Source organism: Limosilactobacillus alvi, assembly GCF_016900115.1.
Classification (GTDB): domain Bacteria; phylum Bacillota; class Bacilli; order Lactobacillales; family Lactobacillaceae; genus Limosilactobacillus; species Limosilactobacillus alvi.
The window spans coordinates 1-11,668 of sequence record NZ_JACJJQ010000001.1 but is presented as its reverse complement, the minus strand read 5'-3'; the positions used below and the strand labels follow the sequence as shown (position 1 = coordinate 11,668).

General features: G+C 44.3%; 11 protein-coding genes. 8 read left to right on the top strand and 3 right to left on the bottom strand.

What is annotated here, in order from left to right:
* Position 1: 1 nt before the first annotated feature.
* From H5993_RS00055 to H5993_RS00040, 4 genes are all read left to right on the top strand, one after another.
* On the top strand, positions 2-1,336 hold the full coding sequence (locus H5993_RS00055) for a TIGR03111 family XrtG-associated glycosyltransferase (RefSeq protein WP_204775734.1): 1,335 nt from the start codon (positions 2-4) through the stop codon (positions 1,334-1,336).
* A gap of 20 nt (positions 1,337-1,356) precedes the next feature.
* Entirely contained in the window at positions 1,357-1,731 is a 375-nt protein-coding gene (locus tag H5993_RS00050) for a 6-carboxytetrahydropterin synthase (RefSeq protein WP_180870830.1), read from the top strand.
* A 17-nt stretch (positions 1,732-1,748) separates the two neighbouring features.
* Positions 1,749-2,462: an EAL domain-containing protein gene (locus H5993_RS00045; RefSeq protein WP_204775733.1), complete on the top strand. Its 714-nt coding sequence runs from the start codon at positions 1,749-1,751 to the stop codon at positions 2,460-2,462.
* 609 nt (positions 2,463-3,071) lie between these two features.
* Positions 3,072-4,670 (top strand): APC family permease, encoded by a 1,599-nt coding sequence (locus H5993_RS00040; protein ID WP_204775732.1) that lies wholly within the window; start codon positions 3,072-3,074, stop codon positions 4,668-4,670.
* A 78-nt stretch (positions 4,671-4,748) separates the two neighbouring features.
* Here H5993_RS00040 and H5993_RS00035 read toward each other — a convergent pair whose 3' ends face one another.
* Positions 4,749-5,261, bottom strand: a complete 513-nt coding sequence (locus H5993_RS00035; protein ID WP_180870825.1) for a flavodoxin family protein — start codon at positions 5,259-5,261, stop codon at positions 4,749-4,751.
* Between the two features lie 146 nt (positions 5,262-5,407).
* On the opposite strand from H5993_RS00035, the gene H5993_RS00030 reads away from it, so the two are divergent.
* The gene (locus H5993_RS00030) at positions 5,408-6,958 is read left to right on the top strand and encodes an ABC-F family ATP-binding cassette domain-containing protein (RefSeq protein WP_204775731.1); all 1,551 of its coding nucleotides are present in this window, start codon (positions 5,408-5,410) and stop codon (positions 6,956-6,958) included.
* Between the two features lie 12 nt (positions 6,959-6,970).
* Positions 6,971-8,044 carry a DHHA1 domain-containing protein gene (locus H5993_RS00025; protein ID WP_204775795.1) on the top strand — a complete coding sequence of 358 codons (1,074 nt, stop codon included), beginning with the start codon at positions 6,971-6,973 and terminating at the stop codon, positions 8,042-8,044.
* Between the two features lie 133 nt (positions 8,045-8,177).
* Here H5993_RS00025 and H5993_RS00020 read toward each other — a convergent pair whose 3' ends face one another.
* Both H5993_RS00020 and nagA read right to left on the bottom strand, forming a co-directional pair.
* The gene (locus H5993_RS00020) at positions 8,178-8,747 is read right to left on the bottom strand and encodes a L,D-transpeptidase (RefSeq protein WP_204775730.1); all 570 of its coding nucleotides are present in this window, start codon (positions 8,745-8,747) and stop codon (positions 8,178-8,180) included.
* A gap of 67 nt (positions 8,748-8,814) precedes the next feature.
* The gene (gene nagA / locus H5993_RS00015; protein WP_204775729.1) at positions 8,815-9,963 is read right to left on the bottom strand and encodes an N-acetylglucosamine-6-phosphate deacetylase; all 1,149 of its coding nucleotides are present in this window, start codon (positions 9,961-9,963) and stop codon (positions 8,815-8,817) included.
* A 134-nt stretch (positions 9,964-10,097) separates the two neighbouring features.
* On the opposite strand from nagA, the gene H5993_RS00010 reads away from it, so the two are divergent.
* Together H5993_RS00010 and H5993_RS00005 are read left to right on the top strand one after the other, a co-directional pair.
* The gene (locus H5993_RS00010) at positions 10,098-10,802 is read left to right on the top strand and encodes a glucosamine-6-phosphate deaminase (protein ID WP_204775728.1); all 705 of its coding nucleotides are present in this window, start codon (positions 10,098-10,100) and stop codon (positions 10,800-10,802) included.
* A gap of 83 nt (positions 10,803-10,885) precedes the next feature.
* Positions 10,886-11,539, top strand: coding sequence for a histidine phosphatase family protein (locus tag H5993_RS00005; protein WP_204775727.1), 654 nt, complete (start codon positions 10,886-10,888; stop codon positions 11,537-11,539).
* Positions 11,540-11,668 lie beyond the last annotated feature (129 nt).

Here is an 11,668-nt window from a genome sequence, read left to right as displayed (position 1 = left end):
TATGTTGCGTGACATGTTTATCCAGATGGGGTTTTGGTCAACCTGGTTAATTATTCCGGCAATTTTTGAGTTAATTCCAGCGGTCCGGGCTTGGTTTTGGAATCATTTTCGCCCAACTAAAGTCCCAACTGGGAAGCTTCCGGGGCGAATGCCACGGATTACAATCTTAATTCCAATTTATAATTCGGCTAATACACTGGAAAATTGTTTGCGGTCAATTGCCGAGTCGACTTATCCGAATGAATTAATTAATGTTATTTGTGCTAACAATAAGAGTCGGGATAAAAGTCGTCAAGTGTTCCAACGGGCCCAAAGTGAACTAAAGGAACTTCAGCTTCAGTGGTTAGATGCAGAACAAGGAAAAGCCCGGGCTTTGAATACGGCGATCTATGCTAGTACTGGGGACTATGTAATTACGATGGACAGCGATGGGACGCTCGAACCACATGCCTTGATGAATATTGTGCAAAACTTTGTGGCCCATCCGGAAGCCCAAGCTCAAACGGGGACGATTTTAAGTAATAAGTTTTTGATTAAGCAAGATCCAAACCACCGCTTAATTCACCTTAACGAATATCTTGAATACGCAATTGCCTTCTTAGCGGGACGGACGGTTGAATCAAAGGACGATCAAATTTTTACCATGTCGGGAGCTTTTTCGGCCTTTCGACGCGCTGCTTTGATGCAGTCACGCCTGTATAATGTTGATACGGTGGGCGAAGATACCGATATGACTTTCCAAGTCCGGTACTACCTTAAAGGCCGGGTGGCCCTCTGTCCGAATGCGATTTTTTATGTTGAACCAGCGGATGGTTGGAATGAGTTATACGTCCAACGTCAACGGTGGCAACGGGGGGAAATCGAAGTGGTTCGGCATTTTATGGGAAATCATTTGAACCTTAAAGAGATTTGGAAGAATTTCTTAGTTCGTCGATTAATTGTTGACCACACCGTATCCTTTCTAAAGGTGATTTGGCTCTTTGCCATGCTAGTTTTAGTGCCGTTTGGTTATTCACCGGTAATGTTGCTATACTCGGTAATTGCGATGTACATTTTGTATCTGTTCATCGCTGCCTTGAATTTTAGCAATGTTTTAAAGTACTTAGCCTTTAAACCTGAGGAACAAGCGTATGCTCGGAACCACTGGTGGCTGATTTTCACGATACCGGGATATAACTTTGTCATCAGCTTTTTCCGGGTTATGGGAGTAATCAATGCAATGCTAGCACCTGCTAAGTGGACGGCTTTGAATTTGAATAAGGAAGGCCACGCCATCAAGCAAGTCCTTAGGCGAGATTTAAAGAAAGTTAGGTATCATGAGGAAAAAGAAGATTAAAATGAAGGAAGAAAGATAAAATGTCAAAACAAAAACAACACCGTTACCGGTTACGGTTTTACCTCAACGCAAGTCATGCTATGCGGTGGGATAATAACATTGGGGAAGCTCATCCGCACACTTGGGAATTGATTTGTGAAGTTAAAAAACTTGATGATCAAGCTTTCATCCGTTTTAATGATATTGAGGATGCCATTCAACGGGTGATTGAACCCCTGCAAGGACGGTTTTTGAATGAAATTCCTCCGTTTGATAAGAAAAATCCATCGTTGGAAAATATCGGGGATGTCTTTTTTGACCAAATTGATAGTCAATTGGCCAGTGTCAAATGTTCATTAACACAGTTAGAAGTTGGTGAGTCGCCAACTCGCTTTTTTCTTGTTCGAGAAAAGTAGCCTTGGGAGGAAAATAAATGGCGCAATTAACAGATCAGCTGGAAGTGTATTGTCAACCAATCTATGCAGTGCGAAGCTTGCAAGAGTACACGGTTAAGGATTATGAGATCTTATTGCGGCATCGGGGTGGACGACCACTGGAGACCCATGAAATTATTGCTTTAACTGGTAATCGTCGAACTCGGCACGAGTTGCGGGAGTGGTTGTTAGCTAATTTAGCAATCTTAGCCCAAACTCGACCAGAAATCATGGTAAATGTTAATCTTGATCCATGGCAATTTAAGTATCAAGATGTTTGGCGATATTTAACGGCCTTACGGCGGACAATTTCAAATGTCAGTATTGAAATTACTGAGCGGAACAACTTCCAAGCTGAGGATACTGCGCAGTTTGCCAGTTTGTTAGCGCGGATTCAGGATCATGGTTTTCGGATTAGTTTGGATGATGTTGGATCCGGCTACAATAGTTTACAAACGGTGATTAACAACTCACCATACTTAGATCGGATTAAGTTCTCTTTATTAATTTTCCAAAATCGGGATCATTTAAATATGCTCCATTTTGCTCATGCATGGTATGAACTAGCTAGTTCCCGCGAATTAGAGTTGGTAGTTGAGGGGATGGAAGACCGTTTAACAGCTCAACAATTAGTAAAGCGGGGCTGTACTCTTCAACAAGGTTTTCTCTGGCAACGACCAATGCCATTAAAAAAGCTACTAGAGAGAAAGTAAGGGCCGCTGAATCTGGTAGGTAGTCTAAGTTTTAAGGATGAAAGACAGCCACCAATCTAAAAGGTTGCAACGTAGTCGCCCCAACTTTGAACGGCCATTTTACACCAATGTTTAGCAGGGTGATTTCATAGCGAGGTCTTATCGGAAGCAGTAAACTACTAACGATAATTTGGCTACTCAATCTTAATTGGTGGCTTTTGGTTATAGAATCAAATTCATTTTTATAGCTCTGCCGGAGCAGTAGTTAAATGGACATTCTCTTCTTGGTACGATCCTCTTTAGCTTGATATGAGCTTATAAGAGGTTGGGAAAAAAGCTCCTTGACGGCCTGGTTGGGATAAGAAGGACGAAGGTTGATTCATTAGAATCGACCTTTCGTTCGCACTTATCCGCTAAGGCCGTGCTCTTTGACCTTAGTTACTGAGTAACATTCGGAGATGAAAAAAGAGGGTGGGAGAAACTGAAGTGCCTCCCCATCCTCTTTTTTAGTTCACTTTGGTGGTCAGGTAGTTAATAAAGTGTGGTAAACTAAAAGTTACCATTATTTTTAGTTTTTGATAAAATTGACAAAATCGGGTTAGAAAACTATCCCAGTAAGTGAGGGAAATTATGCGGCAACAAAAGATAAGCTTATTTTCCGGTGTCATGCTAGCTTTGAGTTCCTTGATTGGTTCAGGTTGGTTGTTTGGTTCCGGAGCCGCTGCCCGGGTGGCGGGACCAGCCGCCATCATTTCATGGATCATCGGGGCAGCAATTATGATTTTAATTGCGTTTAACTATGTTGAATTGGGGACGATGTTTCCTGAGTCTGGGGGAATGAGCCGGTTTGCTCAATATAGTCATGGCCCCTTACTAGGCTTTATTGCTGCTTGGGCTAACTGGGTTTCTTTGGTTACCCTGTTACCAATCGAAGCGGTTGCCTGTGTACAATATATGAGTACTTGGCCCTGGGCGTGGGCAAATTGGACGAAGCATTTCATGGCTAATGGAGCGATTACCACAGCAGGGCTGATGGTGGTCTTTTTGATCATGATCGTTTTTACCCTTATTAACTTCTGGTCGGTAAAATTATTAACGCACTTCACCAGTCTGGTGGCGGTTTTTAAACTCTTAATTCCTAGCTTAACGATCCTAACTTTAATCATTACGGGTTTTCATGCTGGTAATTTTGGTCATAACACCACAACTTTCATGCCATATGGGACGCGGGGAATCTTTGAAGCCGTAGCGGTTTCCGGAATTATTTTATCCTATGATGCCTTTCAAACTGTCATTAATATGGCTGGAGAAATGGTAAACCCGCAGAAGAATATTTTTAAAGGGGTATGGATTTCGTTAACCATTACCGCCGTGATTTATATCTTACTTCAAGTAGCCTTTGTGAGTGCGGTTGATCCGGCTAGTTTAGCGAAATATGGCTGGCACGGGATTAACTACGCTTCCCCGTTTGCGGATCTGGCAATCTTATTAGGCCTCCATTGGTTGTCCTTGTTACTTTACTTGGATGCCTTTGTTTCCCCATTTGGGACGGGGGTGACCTTTGTGGCAACTTCTGCGCGGACCTTAGCGGCAATGACGCGGAATGGAAACGTTCCGGCTTGGGTTGGACGGATGAACCGGCGGTATATGATTCCCCGCTTTGCGATGGTTGCGGATTTAAGCTTAGCGATGGTCCTGGTTTACTTTTTCCGGGATTGGAGTAAGTTGGCAACGGTGGTTTCAATTTCAACCTTCGTTGCTTACGCGACCGGTCCGGTTACTGCGGTAGCCTTACGAAAACTTCGGCCTGACTTTAAGCGGCCCTTTAATTCGAAACACTTGGCTTGGGTCGCGCCCCTCTCCTTTGTTTTAACCGACCTGGTAATTTACTGGGCAATGTGGCCCACTACAGTTGAAGTTATTGGGATCGTCTTACTTGGACTCCCAATCTATTTTTATTATGATTTACGTTACAACCATGTCCCAATGCGTCGGCAACTAAAGGGAGCTGGCTGGTTGTTAGTTAACCTGATATTTATTTCCGGAGTATCTTACCTCGGGAGTGCCGGCTTTGGCGGAAAGGATGTTTTAAAGTATCCGTATGATTTTATCGTGATCATCATTGCGGCCATCTTCTTCTACCTCTGGGCAGTTAATTCTCGGGTTAATGGACCGGATCTGGAAGTTGCTGCACAGGTTAATCAGGATGTGAAAATTGAAAATGAATAAACAGGCCGAAAGAAAACCTGCTTAAACTAAAAGCGAGGCCGGGAAGAAACAAGCGTTTCTTCCCGGTCTCGCTTTTTCTTACACAGTTTTTCCCAGTTCTTCGGCGATTTGGGGATAAAACCGCAAATCGGCATCTGGTTGATCGGGGACTTTAGCGGCCAAGATCTGGCCCCCAAAGGTCCAATCGAAGTGGGTGAAAATAGCCTTAAATTCGGACTTAATTTGATCAAAGTTTTCGTTAGGACTATCCGCAATGAGAATTGCAGTTTTATCTTTGCCAATTGCTCCGGGCCAAGTTACCAGGTGGTCGATCACGGCTTTAAGTTGGGCCGTCATTCCGTAAAGGTAAACTGGGGTCGCAAAAACCAAGATATCGGCTTCGGAAATCGCCGTCATTAATTCTTTGGTCCGGGTTGATGGTGGAATAAAGTTACCATCTTCGTTGACCGTTAATGGTGGGAGGGGTTCTTGCCCAACATCAAACTGTTTAACAGCTTGATTGGTTGCAGCGACCCCGTTTAAAAAATGTTGACACAGATTTTGCAATGCTCCCTTAGGTTGGGGACTTGCGGTAATCATCAAAATTGACAAGTGGATTTCCCCCTTCGATTTGGAATGTTAACTTTTTCGCTTAGACAACTTTATTGTAGCACTAATTTCCTCAGATTTACGGGAGGATGACTTGGAAATGTGTTATTATTAAGGACTAGACATTTGAAAATGGGAAGGGGAATATTTTGGCACTTTTAGATGTAAAAGGACTATCAATGAGTTTTGCTGATAAAAAGCTTTATGATGATGCTAGCTTTCAGTTAGAAAAGGGCGAACACATAGGGGTGGTTGGCCAGAATGGGGCTGGCAAGTCAACGTTGATTAAGATTTTAATTGGCCAGGTGCTGCCAGTTGCTGGGAGTGTGCAGTGGCAAAAACACACCAAGATTGGTTACCTTGATCAGTACGTTGATATTCCGGGCCAAATCACCTTAGTTGATTTCTTACATACCGCTTTTGATGATTTGTACAAGGTCAATGATGAGCTTAATCAGTTATACGTCGACTATGCTAGCTCGGGGGATGACAAATTAATGGATCGGGCGGCCCGCCTGCAAGCAATCCTGGATGGAAACGATTTTTACGGAATTGATCTTGCCGTCGAACGAGTAATGGATGGGTTAGGTTTAACCGAACTCGGGGCTGAGCACCAAGTAGCGGCCATGAGTGGGGGTCAACGGTCGAAGGTCATTTTAGCCAAGTTGCTTTTGGAAAAGCCTGATGTAATTTTACTCGACGAACCAACGAACTACTTGGATACGGCCCACATTGAATGGTTAATTGGCTACTTAAATGACTATCCGGGCGCAGCGATGATCATTTCTCACGACTATGATTTCTTGGAACGGGTTACCAATACGATTATTGACGTAGCTTTTGGCAAAATTACTAAGTACCGGGGAAGCTTTGAACAAGCCATGCGGCAAAAAGAAGAACACAAACTGGCTCAAGAACGGGAATACGAAAAGCAGCGGGTTGTAATTGAAAAGGCGGAACGTTTTATCCGGAAAAATAAGGCCGGGTCAAAATCAACTTTGGCAAAGTCCCGGGAAAAGATGCTGAAACGAATGGACCGGATTGACCCACCGGCCGATAATTTAAAGGCCCATTTTCACTTCCCGTATGAATCAACTGGGTCCGCTAATGCACTTCGGGTTGAACACCTTAGCGTGGGATATCGCCAACCGTTATTATCGCCAGTAACTTTCTCATTAACCGCAGGCGAAAAGCTCCTTCTAAGTGGCTTTAACGGGGTCGGAAAGTCGACGTTAATTAAGTCGATCCTTGGAAAAATTAAGTCACTTGGTGGGGAGGCGGAATTCTCACCTTCGGCCAAGATTGCTTACTTTGACCAGGACCTCTTGTGGGACGATCCTAATCGGACACCCCTTCAAGAAATCCAGGATCACTTTCCAACAATGTTACCGAAAACCATCCGCCAAAAACTGGCAGCAGCCGGGATCAACGCGGCAAATACGATGAAACCCCTGCATCTCCTTTCTGGGGGTGAACAAACGAAGGTTAAATTGGCTTTGTTGGAATTAACGCCAGCTAATTTCCTAATCCTGGATGAACCAACGAACCACTTGGATGATGAAACAAAGGAAGCCTTGAAAGCATCCTTGCAGGCTTTTCCAGGAAATTTGATTTTGGTCAGTCACGAAGCTTCCTTTACGGATGGCTGGTTAGATAAAATTTTGAACGTTGAAAAATTATCGTTGAAGCAACAGGCTTAGGAGGGATTAATGATGGTACAAACACGGATTAAGGTTTTTTCCCATAATGACTTAGATGGTTTTGGAGGGCCTTTGCTATTGCAGGCTTTGCAACCAACAATGTTTAAGGATACGGAATTTGAAATTGAAAACATTGGGGCCGGTCAAATTGATGGGGCCCTAAGCCGTTGGTTTAAGGATCCAACGATGGGCCAGTTTTCCGATGTTTACATGATGGATATGACCCCGGACAGTGATTACACTTTCCAACAATTGGATGAAAAATTTGCCAACCACTGGTTAGTGTTTGACCACCACGAAACCGAAGCGGCCGCCCGGGAGAAGTATGCCGTTAACTCGATTATCCCGGCTAACCCCAAAATTAACCCCAGTGCTACCAGTTTGGTTTGGGATTGGATACAAACTCAACCTAATTTCGCAGCCGTGGCTCCTGACCGCCAGGCCGAGTTAGCAGAACTGGTGGAACTCATTCGGGCTTACGACACCTGGGACTGGCAAAATGATCCTGATATGACCAAAGAAGAACGTCAAGCAGCTGATGAATTGAACCAGCTGTTTTGGTTCTATCCTTTAGATCATTCGGCAGAATTTGTGCAGGCTGTTTTTGCGGTCGGTTGGCAAAAATACCGGACAGCTAACCAACTTTTAATCACGACCTTGAACGATCGGCGAGCGCACTATTTAAAGAGCCATTTAAAGGACGTGTTAACAGCTAAGCTTGATGGTCATATTTGGGGTTTTGTTTACGCCAGTGATTACAAGTCCGAAATTGCCCACGCCCTTTTGGAAGCCCATCCGGATGTTGACGGGGCGATGGTAATTAGCCCAACGAGTGTTTCGCTCCGGAGTAACGGTAAGATTGACGTGGCTAAGTTTGCTGAAACCTACTTTAACGGTGGGGGCCACGCCGATGCCGCAGGCGGTCGTTTGAGTCTCAATATGGTTAAGATCGGGGAACAAGCCGTAATTGATGATCTTAAGAAATTAATCAAGCGCGAACAAACCGAATCTCAACCATCAACCACCTCGCTAGCTGACAACCTCGATCCCGAGATCGCTGCTAAGATGGCAAAGTTGTTTAAGTAGAAAAAGACTTTGCCGGGTTTGGGGCGGTGATCGGAATAAAACGACAAACTAGCTTTAAGGCCGTCAGCTTGTTTAGAGGCTAAAACAAAAGCGAGTAGCTAGCAGGTAATTTCTGCTAGTTACTCGCTTTTTATTATGAGTGGCTTTTAACTAAATGTTTAATATTGCCAGAATTGGAAATGACCACCTTGGTGCCAGTTTGGATATTTTGGTAAAACCACTTAGCGTCAGCCACCGACAGGCGGACACAACCGTGGGAGTTTGCCCGTTTACCAAGCTGGTTGGCTTCCTTAGTAATGAAATTACCATTTTGATCGGTTGGTACTGAGTGAAAAAGGTAAATCCCGTGATCTTTCCAAGAAACCCAGTATTTAGCTCCTTCACCACTATTCTGATTATAGAAAAAGTCGCCCCGTTCGTCCTGAATTGTAAAGGTCCCTGTCGGGGTGCTATTTTCACCTTTTGAACCCGTTGAAGAAAGCATCGTGTATAGGATTTTGCCGTTATCAACGAGGTAAGTGCGTTCGGTCTTCTTTGAAACGAGCACCCATAATTTTGGGTGTTTTTTTACATTTGGATAGGCCTTTTTTTCTGATGGCCGTTGCCAAAATGGGGTGCTTTTTGCTTGAACTGGTAAGGTTGTCCCAAGACCAGCTAAACACAGCCCCAAAACTAGTAACAGTTTGAAAATGGTTTTCCGCATAGTAAGTTCCTTTCCCTCAAATTAACTTTAAGAGTATAGCACTTCTTTGTGGCGAAAACATTAATTTTTAGTTATTTTCCGGGTTGAAAGACCGACCAAAGCTGAAAGTTTGGACTAAGTTAAGTTCGCTGTCCAAGACGTTTAAGTCGGCATCCTTGCCAACTTCTAAGGTGCCTTTTTGGGTGAGGTTGAATTCCCGGGCTTGGTTCCCCGAAGCCATCTTTACGGCGTCAGCAATTGAACAGCCAGTGAACTTAATGATGTTTCTGAAGGCGTTAGGGAATTGAAGGACGGAACCAGCTAAGTGGCCGTTTTCAAGCCGAGCCTGCTGATCCTGAACGATTACCTTTTGACCACCAAGTTCGGACACCCCTTCTGGCATTCCCTTTGCCCGCATTGAGTCGGTAACGAGTTCCATCTTATCGGCCCCCTTTAATTGATAAGCCAACTTGATCATGTCAGCGTAAACGTGGAAACTGTCGGCAATTATTTCGGTGTAAATGTTGTCTTCCAAAAGGGCATGACCAGTTACCCCTGGTTCCCGGTGCTTGAGTTCTCGTTGGGCATTGTACAAGTGGGTAACGTGGGTTGCTAAGGATTGCTTCATTTGGGCCCGAGTGGCGTTACTGTGACCAACGGAAAGGACAATCCCGTGTGCTAGGCAGTAGCGTTCAAAAGCGGCACAATTAGCATTTTCGGGAGCGTAAGTGACGAGCTTGATCATCCCACCAGCTAATTCGTTCCAGTGTTCAAAGGCTTTAAGATCAGGTCCTTCAATGTATTTTTCTGGTTGGGCCCCCTTAAAGAGTGGTGAAACAAATGGCCCTTCCAGGTGAATTCCTTGGATAACCGGGTTCTTAGTAGCGGCTTTTTTAATCCCAACCATGGCGTGGGCGATGTTTTCATGGGATTGGGTCATCGTCGTCGCGAAGTAAGAAGTAACCCCTTCGTTAGCGGTCATTTTTTGGACCATTTGATCAATTTCATCGGCGTTACCGTCCATGGCATCAAAGCCATAACCCCCGTGGCTGTGGACGTCAATAAAACCAGGGACGATCGTTTGCCCTGCTAGATCGAATACTTGGTCGTCACTAACGAGGGGATGGTAATCGGCCATTGGTCCTACGGCTTGAATTTGTTGGTCGAAACGGAGGTAGCCATCCTCGATTTTTTCCGTTCCCGTGTAGATCGTAGCGTGTTTTACGACAGTTGTCATAGTTTTATACCTCAACTTTTGCTTAATCATTTTTATCATAGCCGGTATAGACCAACGACGCAAGTCTTTGACAAGCAAGGGAAAAAGTTATATTATTGGTATAGACCGATGACAAGAGAACGGGGGATTTTACGATGAAAATTATTACGGTTAAGGATCCACTAGCTGGTGGAAAAGCGGCTTTGGACATTTTTAAGGCGGCGAAAGAACGGGGCGTTAAGACTTTTGGTTTAGCAACAGGGGGAACGCCAGAAACAACGTATGCCGAATTAGTTAAGAGTGATTTGGATTTTCAAGATTGTGTTTCGATTAATTTAGATGAATACGTTGGCCTGCCGGCTGACCATGACCAAAGCTATGCTTATTACATGCATGAACATCTTTTTAAAGCCAAACCGTTCGCCGCTTCTTACTTGCCAAATGGGATGGCAAGTGATTTGGCAACTGAATGTGCCCGTTATGACCAAATTATTGCTGATCACCATGTGGGTCTCCAATTACTGGGAATTGGGCGGAATGGTCACATTGGTTTTAACGAACCCGGCTCCCCCTTTGATGGGACAACCCATGAGGTAGCGTTGACTAAATCAACGATCGTTGCTAATGCCCGTTTCTTTGATCGGGAAGCAGATGTACCTAAGCAAGCGATCTCGATGGGGATTGGAAGTATTATGCAAGCAGATCAAATCTTGCTGGAGGCTTATGGTGAAAAGAAGGCTGATGCGGTTGCCAAGATGGTCCAAGGACCGGTAACTGAAACCGTTCCAGCAAGTATTCTGCAACGCCATCCAGATGCGATTGTGATTGTCGACGAAGCAGCGGCTGCTAAGCTAAAGTAAAGGCTTTCATTTTAATTTTTATTTCGCACCTGAACGCGGTAAAATGAAATTGTTGATAACCGTAATTTGGGGAGGAAAATTAAATGACCAAGTTAAACATTTATTTAGTCCGGCATGGGCAAACCTATTACAACATTTACAATAAGCTTCAAGGCTGGTCAAACTCACCATTGACCGCAAAGGGAAAGCAAGATGCTAAGTTGGCAGGGGAAAAGGTCAAGGATATCCACTTTGATACCGCCTTTTGTAGTGATTTACCACGGGCAATTGAAACCTGTCACACAATCTTGCAACTAAACGAAAAAGATTCCGTTAAGGAACCCCACATTAGTCCCTTCTTCCGGGAACAATTCTACGGGGTTTTTGAAGGAACGGAAATGGGCCAAGCTTGGTACTTAGCTGGGGCTCCTCATGGATGCAAGACTTTCAAGGATATTGTTACCAAGTATTCAATTGGTCAAGCTAAGGATTGGATGAAGGAAGCTGATCCATTCCACGATGCCGAAAATAATGAAGAATATTGGCACCGTATGGATCAGGGGATTGACTTGATTCGTCAGACAGACCTCCCTGATGAGGCCAACGTTTTGTGGGTTAGTCATGGGAACACCGTCTTAAGTTTGATGGAACGTTTTGGGGAAGGTAAGTACGATATTACGGTCCGGCCCAAGAACGGGAGTCTTTCTAAGTTAATCATGACGGATAGTGACTTGAAGGTTGAATTTTATGATAAGTAAAGTAAAAGAATAATATTGTGAACTACTCGGCCATAAATGACCGAGCTTCTGGATCAAAAGGCAACAGTGTGCCTCTTGATCTGGAAATCGTTTAGGCAATGGAGAATCAAGTTACACTTGATTCTCGAA

Bases quoted from the DNA above. Each gene is read 5' to 3' on its own strand.
- H5993_RS00055 (WP_204775734.1), top strand. From the start codon at position 2: ATGTTGCGTGACATGTTTATCCAGATGGGGTTTTGGTCAACCTGGTTA.
- H5993_RS00050 (WP_180870830.1), top strand. From the start codon at position 1,357: ATGTCAAAACAAAAACAACACCGTTACCGGTTACGGTTTTACCTCAAC.
- H5993_RS00045 (WP_204775733.1), top strand. From the start codon at position 1,749: ATGGCGCAATTAACAGATCAGCTGGAAGTGTATTGTCAACCAATCTAT.
- H5993_RS00040 (WP_204775732.1), top strand. From the start codon at position 3,072: ATGCGGCAACAAAAGATAAGCTTATTTTCCGGTGTCATGCTAGCTTTG.
- H5993_RS00025 (WP_204775795.1), top strand. From the start codon at position 6,971: ATGGTACAAACACGGATTAAGGTTTTTTCCCATAATGACTTAGATGGT.
- H5993_RS00020 (WP_204775730.1), bottom strand. From the start codon at position 8,747: ATGCGGAAAACCATTTTCAAACTGTTACTAGTTTTGGGGCTGTGTTTA.
- nagA (WP_204775729.1), bottom strand. From the start codon at position 9,963: ATGACAACTGTCGTAAAACACGCTACGATCTACACGGGAACGGAAAAA.
- H5993_RS00010 (WP_204775728.1), top strand. From the start codon at position 10,098: ATGAAAATTATTACGGTTAAGGATCCACTAGCTGGTGGAAAAGCGGCT.
- H5993_RS00005 (WP_204775727.1), top strand. From the start codon at position 10,886: ATGACCAAGTTAAACATTTATTTAGTCCGGCATGGGCAAACCTATTAC.